Here is a 17,141-nt window from a genome sequence, read left to right on the forward strand (position 1 = left end):
TCCGCGTTGCGGAGCGGCGTGGCATGCTCCAGGGACCGAGAAAAGGCGGAGGGCGGCAGTTGCGCTATCTTTTTGAGGAGTACGTGTTGCACACCGATCGGCGCGAGCTGCTTCGCGGGGGCGAGATCGTTCCAGCAGCGCCCCAGGTCTTTGATCTGCTTGATTACCTGATCCGCAACAGGGAGCGAGTTGTCAGCAAGGACGATCTCATTAAAGCTATTTGGAATGGACGCATCGTGTCCGATGTCGCACTGACGACGCGTCTGAATGCCGCCCGTTGCGCCCTCGGCGATTCCGGAGTTGAGCAGCGCCTGATCAAGACGTTCCCGCGGAAGGGATTTCGATTCGTCGGACAGGTGTGGGAGGCGCGAGAAGCCGCGCACTCAAATCCCGCCGACGCGCCCGAGGGCGCCCTTCCACTCCCTGACAAGCCCTCCATCGCCGTCCTGCCGTTTGAGAACATGTCTGGCGATCCGGAGCAGGAATACTTCGCGGACGGGATGGTTGACGAGATCATTACCGCGCTCTCGCGGTTCAAATGGTTGTTCGTGATCGCTCGCAATTCGAGCTTCACCTTCAAAGGCAAAGCCGTCGAGATCAGGGAGGTTGGGTGCAAGCTTGGCGTGCGCTATGTCCTTCAGGGGGCGGTGCGCAAGGCGTCGGGGAAAGTTCGCATCACTGGTCAGTTGATTGAAGCGGCAACGGGCGCGCTCATTTGGGCGGATAGGTTCGAGCGTGATCTGTCAGACGTTTTCGCACTGCAGGACGCAGTCACAGCCGCCATCTTGGCAGCTATTCAGCCAAAATTGTTTCAAAGCGAGATTGCGAGGGCAACGCGGCGGCGAGCGGAAGACCTCACCGCGTACGATCTATATCTCCGGGCAATACAGCAAGCCGTCCGATCGACCCGCGAAAGTTTGGCCGAGGCACTCCGATTGGTGCTGCGCGCTTTAGAGCTCGACCCCAGGTTCGCTGCTGCTGCAGCATTGGCAGCTGACTGTCATATGGAAAACGCGCTGAGGAGCTACGCGGTCGACCAGCAATTCGAACGCAACGAAGCTCTTCGGCTTATACACCTGGCATTGAACCTCGATTATGATGATGCAGGGACGGTGGCCACTGCCGCATTGATCTCCTCACTTACGGTCGGCGATGATGATGCTGAGATTGAGATGGCCGATCGGGCGGTCGCACTCAATCCAAGTTCATATTACTCGTGGAACCGCAGAGGCTGGGTCTATAAAATTGCGGGACTGCCTGAAGAAGCAATCCGGAGCTTCGAGTGCGCCGCGCGAATAAGCCCGCTGGATTCGCAACGATTCACAACGTTAACTGGGATGGGCTTTGCCTTAATTGAGCTTCGTCGATTTGACGAGGCCATCGTTGCAGGGAAGAAAGCCCTGCGCCAGAATCCTTCCTATCCAGGATCATATCGCTGCCTCGCATCCGCTTTCGCTCATCTCGGACAAGAAGCGGAATCACGTATGGCGGCAGCTGGTATGCTTGAAATAGACCCGGCATTTACAATATCAGCGTGGATCGCTCGGAGCCGGCTATCAATCAATGCGAAGCTGATGATTGAGGGTTTCCGCAAAGCGCGATTACCCGAGTAGCTCTCCAATGTCCTCAAGTTGGTGATCGAGAGCGGCACTCTTTTGCGGCGCATGAGTCCGAAGCTGGCCCATCCGCGACCTGCGGCGACCTCCCGCTTTTGTACCGTTGTTCAGGGGTGAGCGGACATCTGGAGCGCCCAAACCAAACACCTGATTTATGAGTACACGCCCTAGTCTGGCCTGACACAGCACTCTTGAAAGGCTGTTCTCAGTTCGGCCAGTTGGTCGCTTGTTGCTTCCAACTCCGCGTCGGCGCGACTTGCAGCTATATCCATGTAGCCGATCGGCTGATCGAACTGGCTCGCCGTGAAGTCGTACCTCCGGCCCTCGATCCGATTGTAGAAATGGTCGCCGGCCGGCAGAGGCGTCTTCAGCAAGTCACCGCCGAAGAGGTCGTGAACGAGCAGCGCAGTGACGTTGCATTGGCCGGCCGCGGGATTGCTCGCGGTCCATCGGCTGGCCGTCGCCAGCGACCATGCCTTGCGCAATGCGCTTTGAACTTGATCGGCATCGAAGCTCATCGGATTCCGAGGGCCCGCCACCCGGCTGCAATTCGGATTATTCGATCATGTGCTTCTACCACTGTTTTGCCCGACGCATCAAGTGAATTCGGTAATTCCGCATAAACTCGCGTCGCGCCGCCAAGTCATTGAAAAACCTATACCCGCCTACTGTGCATGGGGTTGTTTTTCATGTTTTGATCCGGACGCCCCTCGGAACGCCGCAACGACGACGCCCCGGAGCCTTCGCTCCGGGGCGCTGTCTGCGACGGATAGCGCGATCAGCTCTGCGAGCGCCGCGCCATGAAGATGTCGTAGCCGACCTCGGCGACCTGGAACCATGCGTAGCCGTCGCTCGTGAACTTGGCGAGCGAGTCGTGCACCTTCTTGAAATTGGGGTTGGTCGCAGCGACTTCGGCGTGCAGCTCCTTGGCGGCCTTGTAGCAGGCATCCATGATCGACGGCGAGAAGGCATGCAGCTTGGTGCCGCCCGCGAGCAGCTTCTTCAGCGCCAGCGGATTGGCGTTGTCGTAGCGTGCCATCATGTAGTTGTTGGCGTAATGGCCGGCCTGCTCCAGCACGCTCTGGTAATATTTCGGCAGCGCGTTCCACTTGTCGAGGTTGACGAAGGCCATCAGCATCGGTCCGCCTTCCCACCAGCCGGGATAGTAGTAGTGCGGCGCGATCTTGTAGAAGCCGAGCTTCTCGTCGTCATAGGGGCCGACCCATTCGGCGGCATCGATGGTGCCCTTCTCCAGCGCTGGATAGATATCGCCGCCGGCGAGCTGCTGCGGCACCACGCCGAGCTTCTGGAGCACACGGCCGGTGAAGCCGCCGATGCGGAACTTCATGCCCTTGAGATCGTCGGGCGTGTTGACCTCTTTCCTGAACCAGCCACCCATCTGGCAGCCGGTGTTGCCCGCGAGCAGCGAGACGACGTTGTAGCTCTTGTAGAATTCGTTGAGCACGTCGCGGCCGCCGCCCAGCATGTACCAGGCCTGGTTGATGCGCATGTTGGGACCGAACGGCACGGCCGAGCCGAAGGTGAAGGTCGGGTCCTTGCCGAAATAATAGTAGGACGCCGTGTGGCCGATTTCGCAGGTGCCATTCTGCACGGCGTCGAGCACCTGGAGGCCCGGCACGATCTCGCCGGCCGCGAAGATCTGGATCTGGAATTTGTTGTCGGTCGCTTCCGCGACCATCTTGCACATCATCTCGGCGCCGCCAAACAGCGTGTCGAGCGATTTCGGCCAGCTCGTCGGCATGCGCCATTTGATTTCCGGCATCGACTGCGCGATCGCGGGAGCCGCGAGCGTGGCGGCGCCGGCCGCACCAAGTCCTGTGACCTTGATGAAGTCTCTTCTCTTCATGATTTCCTGCCCTGATGTACCAGTGATTGCGGGCCTTCTTGTCGAGGCTTGCCGCCAGCATGGCGCAAGCCGCGGCCGAATGCCATCGTGATCGCACTGCGGCAAAGAAAAAGCCCGGCCTCGCGAGCGAGGCCGGGCCATCCGTCTTACGACTTAAGCCGCAGATCAGCCGCGTGTGCGCGAACGGATCATGAAGCTGTCGTAGGTATATTCGGCGACCTGCCACCAGAGATATTCGTCGGAGCGGTAGGCCTGCATGGCGTCGATCGACTTCTTGAAGTCGGCGTTCTTGGCCGAGATCTCAGCCCACAGCTCGTTGGTGGACTTGAGGCAGGCTTCCAGCACTTCGTTGGTGAACGGGCGAAGCTGGGTGCCGCCGGCGACCAGGCGCTTCAGCGCGGCCGGGTTCTGCATGTCGTAGCGCGCAGCCATCCAGGTGTTGGCATGGGCGGTCGCGTTGGTGAGGATCGCCTGGTAGCTCTTCGGCAGCGCATTGAACTTTTCCAGGTTGGCGAAGGCATGGACGGTCGGACCGCCTTCCCAGAAGCCCGGATAGTAGTAGTACTTGGCAACCTTGGCGAAGCCGAGCTTCTCGTCATCGTAGGGGCCGACCCACTCGGCCGCGTCGATGGTGCCCTTCTCCAGCGCCGGATAGATGTCGCCGCCGGCGAGTTGCTGCGGCACCACGCCGACCTTCTGAAACACCTGGCCGGCGATGCCGCCGATGCGCATCTTGAGGCCGGAGAGGTCGGCGACGGTCTTGATCTCCTTGCGGAACCAGCCGCCCATCTGCGCGCCGGTGTTGCCGCAGGGGAAGCCGATCACGTTCGACTTCTTGAAGAACTCGTTGGCGAGCTCGTTGCCGCCGCCCTGATAGAGCCAGGAATTCTGCTGGCGCGCGTTGAGGCCGAACGGCACCGAGGCGAAGATCGCAAAGGTGGGGTCCTTGCCGACGTAGTAGTAGGAGACGGTGTGGCACATTTCGACCGTGCCGCTGGAGGTCGCATCGAGCGCCTGGAGGCCGGGCACGATTTCGCCGCCGGCGAACACCTGGATCTGGAACTTGTTGTCAGTCATCTCGGCGACGTACTTCGCCACCTGCTCGGCGCCGCCGTAGATGGTGTCGAGCGACTTCGGGAAGCTCGAAGTCAGGCGCCACTTCACCTCGGGCGAGGACTGTGCGATCGCCGGCGAGGCCACTGCGGTCGCCGCCGCGCCTGCTGCCGACACTTTGAGAAAATCACGACGCTTCATATTCAGGTCTCTCCTTGCTGGGGCGTTTCCCCTTAACTTCTCTTATGCCGCCGCTCATTCCGGCGACGCGTGGATAGTCGCGTCGAACCGAAGGGGCTTGACTGCCGTGCGCCTTTAACACGGCCAGCCCGGTTTCGGAACGCGACAATGGCATGACGGGGCTCTACGAAAGTCGCATGTCCCCGGACCTTGCCGCGGCGGCCGGTCAGGCCGCCGCAATGACGCCCTTGAGCTGGTCCCGGACCTGCCCTGCGATGGCGCGGTAGATCGCCGCATGAGGACCGTCCGGCTCGCTGTCGACCACGGGATTACCGGCGTCCGAGGTGGCGCGAATTGCCATGTGCAGGGGGATCTCGCCGAGAAACGGCACCCCGAGCTTCTCGGCCTCATGCCGCGCCCCGCCATGGCCGAAAATGTCCGACTTGGTCCCGCAATGCGGGCACTGGAAGTAGCTCATATTCTCGACGATGCCGAGGACGGGCACGTTGACCTTCTTGAACATGGCAAGCCCCCGCCGCGCGTCGATCAGGGACAGGTCCTGCGGAGTCGAGACGATCACCGCGCCCTTGAGCGGCACGTTCTGCGCCAGCGTGAGCTGGGCATCGCCGGTGCCCGGCGGCATGTCGACGACCAGCACGTCGAGCTTGCCCCATTCGACGTCGCGCAGCATCTGCGTCACCGCCGACATCACCATCGGCCCACGCCAGATCATCGCGGTCTCCTCCTCGACCAGGAAGCCGATCGACATGATGGCGAGGCCGAAACGCCGAAGCGGAATCATCTTGCGCTCGCCGTTCAGCTCCGGCTTGTCGCGCAGGCCTGTCAGGCGCGGCACCGACGGGCCATAGATGTCGGCATCGAGCAGCCCGACCTTGAGGCCGAGGTCGCGCAGGCCCAGCGCCAGGTTGAGCGCTGTGGTCGACTTGCCGACGCCGCCCTTGCCGGAGGCGACCGCAATCACGGCGGCAACGCCCGGGATTTCCGATTGCCGCGCCATCGGCGACCCACCGCCCTGCGGCGGCTTGTGGGCATGGGCCGGCTGCACGCCGGGCGCGCCGCGGCTCGGCTGCGGGGGTGGCGGCGGCGCGGAGCCCGGCTTGCGCTCGGCGGTCAGCGCCACCATGACGGTGGTGACGCCGGGAATAGCGCGCACCGCGGCCTCCGCTTCGGCCCGGACGGATTCCCAGGCCCTTGCCTCGGCGGCATCCACATTGATCGAGAAGAACACCTTGCCGTCGGACGCGCTGATCGCGCTCAGCACATTGGCATGGGTGAGCGCGACCCCGCGGGGCGACTTGACCTTGGCGAGACTGTCGAGAACCTGTTGCTGCGTCACGCTCAAAGCGCATCTCCTGAACGGAGCATGATCCGGATAAATGTGGAGCGGTCTTCCGATGAGATCATGCTCAAGGCTTTAGGATGCCCCATTAGAGCGGAAACGCCCAAAAGGCTACTGCCTGCCGATATCGTCAGCCTTTTCCACGGGCGCAGCCCCCTGCTCGCTGGCGGCCTCGTAATTCAGCTCGATCATGACCCCATTGGGGTCGTGGACGAAAATCTGCCAGAGATCGCCGCCGGGCACCTGGCGGGCCTCGAACTTCATCCCCTTGGACGCCAGCCGCTGCTTCATGCCGTCAAAGCCGCGACTGACGAAGGCGACGTGGTGGACAACGCCGGAATCAGGCTTTTGTGGCTCGGCGGTCGCAGAAATGTCGACGAGGTGCACCACCGGTTTACCCTCGCTGTACATCCAGGCGCCCGGGAAGGCGAAATTCGGCCGTGCGCCTTTTTCCAGGCCCAGCACGTCCGCGTAGAAGCGGACGGTCTCGGCCAGATTCCGGGTCCGGATGTTGAAATGATCGAGGACGCCAACGCTCACGCCGCCCATGCTCTCGCTCCCTTTTTTGAAGTTCTTGGGTCCGCCATCCTAGCACAGGGGGCCGCCAAACGAAGCCGTTGCCCTCCGGCCTCAAGGGTTTATGGTGCGCCTCCAATCCGCCCTCATCGCGGAACCCAGGCGCCCCTCGCCTGGCAAGAACCGTAAAACCCAAACTACGGACAAGGTACCACAGATGGCTAAAGTCGCTTTCCTCGGTCTCGGCGTGATGGGCTTCCCCATGGCCGGACACCTCGTGAAAAAAGGGGGCCATGAGGTCACCGTCTACAACCGCACCGCGGCCAAGGCGAAGGAATGGGCGGACAAGTTCGGCGGCAAGACCGCACCGACGCCGAAGGCGGCCGCCGAGGGTCAGGATTTCGTGATGTGCTGCGTCGGCAACGACAATGACCTGCGCGCGGTCACGATCGGCCCCGACGGCGCGTTCGCCGGCATCAAGAAGGGCGCGACCTTCGTCGACCACACCACCGCCTCCGCCGAGGTCGCGCGTGAGCTGGACGCGGCCGCCACCAAGGCCGGCTTCAAATTCGTCGACGCGCCGGTCTCCGGCGGCCAGGCCGGCGCCGAGAATGGCGTGCTGACGGTGATGTGCGGCGGCGCGCAGGACGCCTATGCCGGCGCCGAGCCGATCATCACAGGCGCCTATGCGCGGATGTGCAAACTGCTCGGGCCCGCCGGCTCCGGCCAGCTGACAAAGATGGTCAACCAGATCTGCATCGCCGGTCTGGTGCAGGGTCTCTCCGAGGGTATCCACTTCGCCAAAAAGAGCGGCCTCGACGTCGCCGCAGTGATCGAGACCATCTCGAAAGGGGCCGCGCAATCCTGGCAGATGGAGAACCGCTACAAGACCATGAACGAGGACAAGTACGATTTCGGCTTCGCGGTCGAATGGATGCGCAAGGACCTCTCGATCGCGATCGCTGAAGCCCGCCGCAACGGCGCCAACCTGCCTGTCACCGCGCTGGTCGACCAGTTCTATTCCGAGGTCGAGAAGATGGGCGGCAAGCGCTGGGATACGTCGAGCCTGCTCGCACGCCTGCAACGCTGAGGCTCTGCGGCGGCCTCGTCCACGTCCAGGGCCGTGCAACATCGAACGTCGCCGCGACCCCGGCCGCGACGACGTTCAAAACGCGCGAACCGAAATATTCATAAACTTCTGGGGGAGCCTTGCTTAGCGTGATCGCCGCCATCCTCGTCGTTGCCTGCGCCGGCGTCGCGCCGAAGCTTCGGCCCGGAATCGCCGCGGGTGGTGCCTGGCAGCAGGTATCCCGCCTCACGGTTCGCCTCCTCCCGGTCGCGCTCCTGATCCTGCTTGCATCACCGTCGCAGGCGCTCGCCGCATCGCTCGACGGGGCGAGCATTCGGCCGCAATGGGCGCTCCCCTTCGCCGGCATGCTGCTGTCGATCGCGATATTTCCACTCGCAGCGCCTCACTTCTGGGAGCACCACCAGGGCAAGATTGCTGCGATGTGGGCCGCCCTGATCGTCCTGCCGCTTGCCGTCTGGTATGGCCCGCTTCCAACCATCCAGGCACTCGTCCATACCGCGCTGCTCGAATACATCCCCTTCATTCTGCTGCTCCTCGCTCTGTTCACCGTGGCCGGCGGAATCGTGGTGCGCGGCAATCTTCACGGCTCCCCGGTTCTGAATACGCTGCTGCTCGCTCTGGGCACCCTGATTGCGAGCATCATCGGCACGACCGGCGCCTCGATGGTCATGATCCGGCCGGTCCTCCGCGCCAATGACGACCGGCGGCACAACGCGCACGTCGTCATCTTCTTCATCTTTCTGGTGTCCAACATCGGCGGCTCGCTCTCCCCGCTGGGAGATCCGCCGTTGTTCCTGGGGTTCCTGCGCGGCGTGGACTTCTTCTGGACGACGACGCACCTGTTCCCCCAGACCACGTTCGTGGCCTGGATTCTGCTCGCCCTGTTCTTTTGCATCGATACTTATCTTTATCGCAAGGAAGGCCGCGTCAAACCGGACCCAACTCCGGACAATCCCTTGCGGATCAGCGGCGGCCTCAACTTCGCTCTGATGGGAGTCATCATTGCTGCGATCCTCTTGAGCGCCAAGCTCGACCTCGGCGGATTTGAGGTTCTCGGCACGCACCTCCAGCTGCAGAATCTTCTGCGCGATGCCGTAATGATCGGCGTCGTGTTTGCATCTCTTGCCGTCACGCCGAAGGAGGACCACGACGCGAACGGTTTCTCTTGGGGCCCCATGATCGAAGTGGCCAAGCTGTTCGCCGCCATCTTCATCACCATCATTCCCGTGCTTGCGATCCTCAACGCCGGCAAATCCGGCGCGTTTGCCTCCGTCGTGAACATGGTCACCAACGTCGACGGCACGCCGAACAATGCCGCCTATTTCTGGTTGACCGGCTTGCTCTCATCCTTTCTCGACAACGCGCCGACCTATCTGGTTTTCTTTGAGCTTGCTGGAGGCGATGCCAAGCATCTGATGACGAATGGCGCAATGACCCTGGCCGCGATCTCCGCAGGTGCGGTGTTCATGGGCGCGAACTCTTACATCGGTAACGCGCCCAACTTCATGGTTTACGCGATCGCGCGAGCGGGCGGCGTGGCAATGCCGGGCTTCTTCGGGTACATGGCCTGGACCTCCGTCCTGCTGCTGCCTGTGTTCGCGTTGGTCACGCTCGTTTTCTTCAGCTGAAGGGGCTGCGGGTTCCGCGAGCCGAGGTCGGAACCGGGTATTGGATTAACGCCGGGTTAACGTAATTCTTTAGCTCCTTAAGTCAGCTCTTAAGGATTTCTTGCCAGAGATAGACAACGCAGAAGTCCCGCGCCCGGCGTGGGCAGGAATTGTGTTGTTTGATGAGTAACCCCGCTGAAAAGCCCGAGGTTGTGCAGCTGCCGGCCGAGCCGGTGAGCGCGCCATCGGCGAGCAGCCGAAGGGCTGCGGCGCAGCGGGTGCGCGAGGCGCGGGACAAGTTAACGTCGACCAGTGGAACCCGGCCGGCTTTCGACGCCGAGATGCTGCGGCAATACGCCCAGACGCGGCTGTCCGCCTCCTATGTCGTGATGCTGCTGGTGGTGGCCACCGGCGTGCTGTTCGGGCTGTGGATGCAGCCGGTCCCGGCCGCGGCCTGGACCGTCGGCATGCTCTGCATCCACGGCGCCATGATCCGCAGTTGCCGGCGCTTCCTGACCGAGCCCGCCTCGCCCGCGGCGACGCGCGCGTGGCGGACGCGCTTCGTCGTGCTCGACCTGCTCTATGGCCTGTGCTGGATGGCGATCCTGATCCATCCCGTGCTCGACATGGTCACGGAAACGCTGATGATGTTCCTGATGCTGCTGGTGATCGCAGTATCGAGCATGCTCGCCGCCAACCTGCCGATCGCAGCCCTTGCCGCCACGGCGCCGGTCGCGGTCGCGATGGCGCTGAGCTTCGCAGTGACCGGTTCACTGGACAACTACATCCTGGCCGCGCTGGCGCTTGCCGCCGAAGGCTATTTCGTCCTCCTGGCGCACCGCCTCCACTCCTCGACCTTCGCCACGCTGGAAGCGCGCGCAGAAAAGGACGCGCTGATCGGCGAGCTGGAACAGGCCAAGGCGATCTCGGACGAGGCGCGCCACCGTGCCGAAGCCGCCAACGTCGCCAAGTCGCGCTTCCTCGCGCAGATGAGCCACGAGTTGCGCACGCCGCTGAATGCCATCCTCGGCTTCTCCGAGGTGATGAAGAGCGAGATCTTCGGCGCGCATCAGGTCGCCGTCTATAAGGAATATTCCGCCGACATCCATAATTCCGGCGTGCACCTGCTCAACCTCATCAACGAGATCCTCGATCTGTCGCGGATCGAGGCCGGCCGCTACGAACTCAACGAGGAAGCGGTGTCGCTGGTCGGCATCGTCGCCGACTGCCATCATTTGATGAAGCTGCGTGCCTCGAGCCGCGGCATCACCATCCACGAGGTGTTCGAGCAGGCCATGCCGCGGCTCTGGGCCGACGAGCGCGCGATCCGGCAGGTGGTGCTCAATCTGCTCTCCAACTCGATCAAGTTCACCCCGCAGGGCGGCGAGATCTGGCTCAAGGCGGGATGGACCGCCTCGGGCGGACAGTATCTCTCGGTGAAGGATACCGGCTCCGGCATCCCCGAGGACGAGATTCCAGTCGTGCTGGCCTCGTTCGGCCAGGGCTCTAATTCGATCAAGTCGGCTGAACAGGGCGCCGGCCTCGGCCTGCCGATCGCCAAGAATCTGATCGACCTGCATGGCGGCACGTTCACGCTGAAATCGAAGCTGCGCATCGGCACCGAGGTGATCGTCACCTTCCCGCCGGAGCGTGTGATGAGCGCGCTCGCCCCGCTGTCGGATGATTCTCCGCCGCTCCAGCCGGAGAGTTCCGGCCTGCCCGACGAGAAACGCCGGCCGCGCCACAAGCCGATCATGAGTGCGGGCACGGGCTCTTAACGAGATGCTTGCAGAGATGTCCGACGATCCCTCACAATGTCCGAATGAGCAAAGAAACACCGTGCGTCGCCGTCTGCATGATCGATCCCAAGACCAAGCTGTGCTTCGGGTGCGGCCGGACCTTGCCCGAGATCGCACGCTGGCATGCCATGGAAAGCGCAGACCGGCTAGCGATCATGGCCCTCTTGCCGGCGCGCATGACGGAAGCTGGACTTGCGCCGATCGCGGGATCGCCGAAACGCATCTGAGCCGCCCGTGGGCCGTCGGAGGCGCGCGATGATCCGCTTCCTGCTCGTTCTGGTCATGCTCGCCGGCACGGCAGGTGCGGTGGTCGCCTATGGCGACCCCGACCAAATCGCGCGGGCCAGCCACAAGGTCTCGCACATCTTCCGCGGACAGACCCCCTCCCCTGCGCCGGCCGTACAGGTCCCGCGCGGCCAGGGCGGCGAATTCACGCTGCGTGCGAAGATCAATGGCGTCACCGCGCCGATGGTGATCGATACCGGCGCGACATCGGTGGTGCTGACCTGGGAAACCGCGAAAGCAATCGGACTGCCGCTCGAGATGCTCGAATACGACGTCGACCTGGAGACCGTGGGCGGCCACACCAAAGCGGCGCGGCTCACGCTTGACCGTCTCGCCGTCGGCCATCTCGTGGAGAAGTCGGTGCCGGCCCTCGTCGTGCAGCGCGGCCAGATGAAGACCAACCTGCTCGGCATGAGCTTCCTCGACCGCCTTGAAAGCTGGGGCGTGCGCGCCGACAAGCTGATGCTCACCGGCTATCCGGAACTCCAGCGCAGTCATCGCCGCTCGCGCACGGCCGTCGACTAGCTGACTTACGCCGCCTCTGCCGGCGCGCGCGCAGCGACGTGCGCGATCGCATCGCGCAGCACTTCGAGACCAGCGCCCGGCTTCACCCCTTGCTCGGCCAGATGACGGCGGAAGGCTCGCGCGCCCGGCACGGCATGGAATGCGCCGACGAAATGCCGCGTGATTGCATGCAGTCGCGTTCCGCGCACCAGCTGCTGCTCGATGTAGGGCATCATCGCCTCGATCGCATCCTGCATGGTCGCATGCGGCGCCGCTTCGCCGAAGATCTCCCGATCCACGGAGAGCAGCCGCCACGGCTCCTGATAGGCGGCGCGGCCAAGCATCACGCCGTCGACGTGTTCGAGATGTGCTTTCGCGTCTTCGATGCCAGCAATGCCGCCGTTGATGATGACAGTCACACCAGGCATTGCGTGTTTGAGGCGATAGACGCGGTCATAATCGAGCGGGGGAACGTTTCGATTCTCCTTCGGAGACAACCCGTTGAGCCAAGCCTTGCGGGCATGCACGATCAGCGCATCGCAGCCGGAGGCGACCACCGAATGTGCAAGCGCATCGAGCGCGACTTCCGGGTCCTGCTCATCGATGCCGATGCGGCACTTCACTGTGACGGGAATTGCGACGGTGCGCTTCATCGCCTCGACGCACCTCGCCACCAGCTCCGGCTCTGCCATGAGGCAGGCGCCGAAGCGGCCATCCTTCACGCGATCGGACGGACAGCCGACATTGAGGTTGATCTCGTCATAGCCGAACGCCTCGCCGATCCGCGCAGCCTCGGCCAGCTCGCGCGGATCTGAGCCGCCGAGCTGAAGCGCCACCGGATGCTCACAACGATCGAACCCGAGCAGCCGCTGCCGATCGCCATGAATGACGGCGCCGGTGGTGAGCATCTCCGTATAAAGCAACGCCCGCCGCGACAGATGACGATGGAACACCCGGCAATGCCGGTCCGTCCAATCCATCATCGGGGCGACGGAAAAGCGATAGTCTTGTGATTCCAACGATTTACCCTACACTCTCAATGGGATGAAAGAACAACGTGTGCACTCCAAACTAGCCGAAATTGCACACGTTTGTACCCGTTTTGACCTCTCGGTGCACACATAGTGCACACGAAAGCCGGAGTGCACACGCGTGGCGACCTTCACTCAATTGGCATCTGGAAACTGGCGCGTCCAAGTCCGCCGCAAGACCCGTTATGTGGCCGAGACGTTCCGGCGACGCAAGGACGGAGAAGAATGGGCGCTCGAGATGGAGCGCAATATCGACCGCAACGGATCGTCCAAGCCACGCGTGGTCCGGAACATTCGCACTTTTGGCGACCTGATCGACCTGCACGACGAAGACATGCGCGAAGTTGGAAAGCCCCCTCGCCGATCAAAAGCTGCCGTGATGACCTCGCTGAAAACTGAGCTCGGCAGTGTAAAGCTGACCGCGCTCAATCGAGAGCGGTTGATCGAGTTCGGAAGAAAGCGCGCCAAGCAGGGTGCTGGCCCCGCAACGTTGGCGATCGATTTGTCTTTCATCCGCACAATCATAACGCATGCCGCCGCCGTGCACGGCATCGAGGTTTCAGCCGAGGAAGCCCGCCTTGCGCGCGTCGCGTTAAGCCACCTCAATTTGATCGGAAAGAGCAAGGAGCGTGACCGACGGCCCACGCAAGACGAGCTCGACGAGCTAATTGAATACTTTGAGACGAACCCTCGGCAGTTCATCCCGATGGGGCGGATCGTCAGATTTGACGTTGCAACGACGTTGCGCCAGGAAGAGATCTGCAAACCCGAGTGGTCGCTGGTTGATATGAAAGAGCGGCTGGTGATCATTCAGGACAGAAAGGACCCCAGGAATAAGGATGGGAATGACCAGAAAGTGCCTTCTCAACCTAACGGGCTACGATGCATGGGAGGTCGTGCTCCAGCAGCGAATTGTGACTTGAGGCTATGGGCGAGTCTTTCCGCATAACCATAGATCTGTAAGTGCGGCATTCACGCGGGCGTGCGATGAACTCAAGATCGAAGATCTGCATTTCCACGATCTACGTCACGAAGGAACGAGCCGTCTGTTCGAAGCGGGACTTCCAATCGAAAAGGTGGCACTGGTCACTGGCCACAAAGACTGGCGGTAGCTCCAGCGCTATACCAATCTTAAAGTTGAAGATCTTCTCAAGCTGCAGTACGCCCAGCAGCCATCAATGGAAGATTTTATCAAGATGTTGGCGTAGGCATCTCTCTAATCGATCTGATGGGATCCAAAGATACTCAGATTGGAAGTCTTCGAATTTCTGTTGCGCTCTCAAAAGGCATTCCGACAATTCGCAGCCTTTTAGCTTATTGGGATCACTACAGAATTCGCTCTTGTCGGAATGATGTTCGAGCTGACTGTCGACTGGCGGCACGGCACTCGGAATGCCCCTGAGGCACCACACCTCATTTCTTCCGCTGTTCCTCCGAACCGAAACGTCACGAGCGCAAAATGGGTTTCCGGGGCGCCGAATACCCCGATCTTCTTCGACAATGTGCGCGTGCCGAGCGAAATCTGGTTGGGGAAGAAGGCAAGGGCTTTCGAGCCTCGATGCGCGCCCTCGATCTCAATCGGCCGACCATCGGAGCACAGTCCGTCGGACTGGCCCAGGGCGCGCTCGACGCCGGCGTCGCCTACGCGACGGAATGCAAGCAGTTCAAGAAATCGATCTCGGAATCCCAAGGCGTCCAGTTCATCCTCGCGGGCATGGCGATGCAAATCGAGGCCGCACGTGCTCTGGTCTACGAGTGTGCGCGCGCCGGCGACGCCGGTGACCGGAAGCGCCTGAATGTTCTTGCCAGCATGGCCAAGTGTGTGGGCAGCGATATGGCCATGAAGGTCACAACGGACGCGGTGCAGATATTGGGGGGCTATGGCTACACCCTGGATACCCCGTCGAGCGTATGATGCGCGACGCGAAGCTAACCCAGATCTGCGAGGGCACGAACCAAATCCAGCGGGTCGTCATCGCGCGTGAGCTGCTCAGTTAGCCAAACGCGGCCCTGGTCCCGACCAGCCGAACCTTCCTCGACTTCGCCTCCCGAGGGCGTAGGGGGCACCCGCCTGTTCCTTCCGTGCTGCCAGGACCAACGATGACCACGGCCGGATGACCTGCCTGCTCGGAAAATGAGCTGGTGAGCGGAAGAGGACGACGATCGCTCGGCGATCGTTCTTGAAGGTGACGCGCTGCTTTCGATGCTCATCCAGCCTCCTTGCGCCTGCTAAGTGGCAGATCCGTTAGGACTTGATGGTGGCTTTCGGGCAAAGGTCACAGTAGTGTCGTTTGCTGCCGTTCTGTGTCGCAGTTTGTCCAAATACGAAACAGGTGTTTGTTCGCTTGTTACCGTGGCCGTTGAGCTTCGCGCAGCATGATTCCCTGGCAGAGGTCCTCGCAGCATTCAACCATCATTTCAGTCAGCACCCGCACCTTTCGGGCTGGATGATGGCCGGCCGCACCACGTAGATGCCCAAGGTTGGGGGCGGATACTGCTTCATCACAGGGACCAACGCGCCGGACTCGAGATGCCCGATGATAAGTTCCTTCGGAATCCCTGCAAGCCCAATGCCCGCAGGAGCAGCGGCGACGAGAGCGACGGCGTTGTCCGCTTTAAAGCGGCCCTTTCGGCCAAAGTGTGATCAGCTTGTGGCCATCAAGTGCCAGCCAGGTCTCTGTCCCTTGCATGACAACGTCGTGAGTTTCGAATTCTTCTGGCGTTTCTGGAGCACCACGACGCTCGATGCGAGACCGTGTCGTCCCTATGGAATCATTGCAACAGATACATGCGGACGATGCCGCAGCGAACTGCACTGCGGTTCCGGCTAGCTCGCCAGCCAAGTCGAAAGCACTGCTCCGAGGTTCACAGCAAGTCCGACTGCAGCCAGAACGCGCATGCCGCACTCGGTGAGAGCTGGCAGATCGGAATCCGGTGGTTGCCAGAGCGGATGCATGTCCAATTGCCTTCAAAGGAGCGGCGACGTCCGTATTCTGACTCACTTGACCAAGTAGCAGCCGCCTTCGTTGAGCGGACGAAACGCGCGATCTGCCTCTACATTTCCGACCGCTTTGTAGTAGTCCCAGGCTCCCTTCGATTCGCTACGGGATTTCACCTGGTACAACGTTATGGGATAGAGAACCCGGCCGTCGACGCGAATCGAGCCGGCGTTCCCGAAATAGTCGACCGGCGCCTTTCGCATCTCCGCCGCGACCACGTCCGCATCTATGGAGTCAGCGCTCTTCACCGCTTTCAGATAGTGCGTGATGGAGGCATAGACAGAAGCTTGTTCCTTCGTCGGCATTCGCTTGGTCTTTTCGAAATAGCGCTTCGACCAGGTCCTGGCGACGTCGTTCTGATCCCAATAGAAGCCTTCGGAAAGCAGCAAACCGTTTGTAGCGTCCAGGCCCAGACTGTGGACGTCCGTCAGGTATACAAGAAATCCAACCAACTTCTGCCTGCTATCGGAGATGCCAAACTCCTTGGCTTGCTTGATCGAGTTGATCAAATCGGCCCCGCCGTTCAGAAGTCCGATGACTTGTGCCTTGGAGCTCTGGGCTTGCAGAAGGAAGGAGCTTAGGTCGGCAGTATTAACAGGATGTCGCGCCGTTCCCAGCACCGATCCGCCTGCTTCGGTGATGAATGCCGTGACGTCCCGTTCCAACGCATGGCCGAACGCATAGTCGGCTTCCACGAAGAACCAGGTCTTGCCTCCATTCTTTACGGTGTTTTGTGCGGAGGCTTTCGAATAGGAATAGGTGTCGTCCTGCCATGCCGTGCTATACGGAGAGCAAGCCTTCCCGGTGAGATCCGAGGTCGATCCCTGCATCAGCGTGATGCGACGAGCCCGTCGTCCAATCTCTTGCACGGCCAACGCGACCGACGAGACCGGCACATCGGCGATGGCATCGACACCATCGACATCGAACCAACGACGAGCCGTAGCCGATCCGACGTCGGCCTTGTTTTGGTGGTCGGCGGAAATGATCTTCACGGGGACACCGTTGATGGCCCCGCCGAGATCGTCGACGGCCATCTGGGCAGCAATCACCGAGCCCGCACCACCCAGATCGGCATAGGGCCCGCTCATGTCGTTCAGGATCCCGATCTTGACGACATCCTTCTCGATCTTTGCTTCGCAGGGGACGACCGTGAAAAGTCCGAGCAAGGCCGCAACGCTCATACCGATACAATAACGAATAATCATAGGTGATGCCTCATCATTGGTGAAAA

At 61.6% G+C, this 17,141-nt stretch carries 16 protein-coding genes; 9 read left to right on the forward strand and 7 right to left on the reverse strand.

Annotation, left to right across the window (positions count from 1 at the left end; translation table 11 throughout):
* The first annotated feature begins 59 nt into the window (after positions 1-59).
* Complete coding sequence (locus IVB23_RS05110; protein WP_247802709.1) at positions 60-1,613, forward strand: winged helix-turn-helix domain-containing tetratricopeptide repeat protein; 1,554 nt, start codon at positions 60-62, stop codon at positions 1,611-1,613.
* Positions 1,614-1,783: 170 nt separating this feature from the next.
* Here the strand turns inward: IVB23_RS05110 and IVB23_RS05115 are convergent, their stop codons facing one another.
* The 5 genes from IVB23_RS05115 to IVB23_RS05135 all read right to left on the reverse strand — a co-directional run bounded on the left by IVB23_RS05115 (position 1,784) and on the right by IVB23_RS05135 (position 6,625).
* Complete coding sequence (locus IVB23_RS05115) at positions 1,784-2,134, reverse strand: hypothetical protein (RefSeq protein ID WP_061882295.1); 351 nt, start codon at positions 2,132-2,134, stop codon at positions 1,784-1,786.
* A 260-nt stretch (positions 2,135-2,394) separates the two neighbouring features.
* On the reverse strand, positions 2,395-3,483 hold the full coding sequence (locus tag IVB23_RS05120) for a TRAP transporter substrate-binding protein (protein ID WP_061882294.1): 1,089 nt from the start codon (positions 3,481-3,483) through the stop codon (positions 2,395-2,397).
* A 165-nt stretch (positions 3,484-3,648) separates the two neighbouring features.
* Positions 3,649-4,737 carry a TRAP transporter substrate-binding protein gene (locus tag IVB23_RS05125; RefSeq protein WP_197969589.1) on the reverse strand — a complete coding sequence of 363 codons (1,089 nt, stop codon included), beginning with the start codon at positions 4,735-4,737 and terminating at the stop codon, positions 3,649-3,651.
* Positions 4,738-4,942: 205 nt separating this feature from the next.
* Positions 4,943-6,079, reverse strand: coding sequence for an Mrp/NBP35 family ATP-binding protein (locus IVB23_RS05130; RefSeq protein WP_061882292.1), 1,137 nt, complete (start codon positions 6,077-6,079; stop codon positions 4,943-4,945).
* A gap of 108 nt (positions 6,080-6,187) precedes the next feature.
* Positions 6,188-6,625 carry a VOC family protein gene (locus IVB23_RS05135; protein ID WP_028179674.1) on the reverse strand — a complete coding sequence of 146 codons (438 nt, stop codon included), beginning with the start codon at positions 6,623-6,625 and terminating at the stop codon, positions 6,188-6,190.
* A gap of 184 nt (positions 6,626-6,809) precedes the next feature.
* Between IVB23_RS05135 and IVB23_RS05140 the strand changes: the two genes are divergently transcribed.
* The 5 genes from IVB23_RS05140 (at position 6,810) to IVB23_RS05160 (ending at position 11,898) form a co-directional block, all read left to right on the forward strand.
* Entirely contained in the window at positions 6,810-7,682 is an 873-nt protein-coding gene (locus IVB23_RS05140) for an NAD(P)-dependent oxidoreductase (RefSeq protein ID WP_061882291.1), read from the forward strand.
* 254 nt (positions 7,683-7,936) lie between these two features.
* On the forward strand, positions 7,937-9,310 hold the full coding sequence (locus IVB23_RS05145) for a sodium:proton antiporter (protein WP_247804764.1): 1,374 nt from the start codon (positions 7,937-7,939) through the stop codon (positions 9,308-9,310).
* Between the two features lie 161 nt (positions 9,311-9,471).
* Positions 9,472-11,067: a HAMP domain-containing sensor histidine kinase gene (locus IVB23_RS05150; RefSeq protein ID WP_247802711.1), complete on the forward strand. Its 1,596-nt coding sequence runs from the start codon at positions 9,472-9,474 to the stop codon at positions 11,065-11,067.
* Positions 11,068-11,111: 44 nt separating this feature from the next.
* Positions 11,112-11,315 carry a DUF1289 domain-containing protein gene (locus IVB23_RS05155; protein WP_027571622.1) on the forward strand — a complete coding sequence of 68 codons (204 nt, stop codon included), beginning with the start codon at positions 11,112-11,114 and terminating at the stop codon, positions 11,313-11,315.
* A gap of 28 nt (positions 11,316-11,343) precedes the next feature.
* Positions 11,344-11,898: a TIGR02281 family clan AA aspartic protease gene (locus IVB23_RS05160; protein ID WP_197969591.1), complete on the forward strand. Its 555-nt coding sequence runs from the start codon at positions 11,344-11,346 to the stop codon at positions 11,896-11,898.
* A gap of 5 nt (positions 11,899-11,903) precedes the next feature.
* Here IVB23_RS05160 and dusA read toward each other — a convergent pair whose 3' ends face one another.
* Entirely contained in the window at positions 11,904-12,860 is a 957-nt protein-coding gene (dusA, locus tag IVB23_RS05165; protein ID WP_247804766.1) for a tRNA dihydrouridine(20/20a) synthase DusA, read from the reverse strand.
* Between the two features lie 169 nt (positions 12,861-13,029).
* Here dusA and IVB23_RS05170 point away from each other — a divergent pair, with 169 nt between their 5' ends.
* The 3 genes from IVB23_RS05170 to IVB23_RS05180 all read left to right on the forward strand — a co-directional run bounded on the left by IVB23_RS05170 (position 13,030) and on the right by IVB23_RS05180 (position 14,823).
* Positions 13,030-13,857: a hypothetical protein gene (locus IVB23_RS05170; protein WP_247802713.1), complete on the forward strand. Its 828-nt coding sequence runs from the start codon at positions 13,030-13,032 to the stop codon at positions 13,855-13,857.
* Between the two features lie 49 nt (positions 13,858-13,906).
* Positions 13,907-14,020: a tyrosine-type recombinase/integrase gene (locus tag IVB23_RS05175; RefSeq protein ID WP_247804768.1), complete on the forward strand. Its 114-nt coding sequence runs from the start codon at positions 13,907-13,909 to the stop codon at positions 14,018-14,020.
* A gap of 347 nt (positions 14,021-14,367) precedes the next feature.
* A complete protein-coding gene (locus IVB23_RS05180) occupies positions 14,368-14,823 on the forward strand; it encodes an acyl-CoA dehydrogenase family protein (protein ID WP_247802715.1) in 456 nt (151 codons plus the stop codon).
* A gap of 1,083 nt (positions 14,824-15,906) precedes the next feature.
* Here the strand turns inward: IVB23_RS05180 and IVB23_RS05185 are convergent.
* Positions 15,907-17,115 (reverse strand): ABC transporter substrate-binding protein, encoded by a 1,209-nt coding sequence (locus IVB23_RS05185; protein WP_247802717.1) that lies wholly within the window; start codon positions 17,113-17,115, stop codon positions 15,907-15,909.
* Positions 17,116-17,141 lie beyond the last annotated feature (26 nt).

The sequence above is a fragment of the Bradyrhizobium sp. 191 genome (assembly GCF_023100985.1).
Lineage (GTDB): Bacteria > Pseudomonadota > Alphaproteobacteria > Rhizobiales > Xanthobacteraceae > Bradyrhizobium > Bradyrhizobium diversitatis.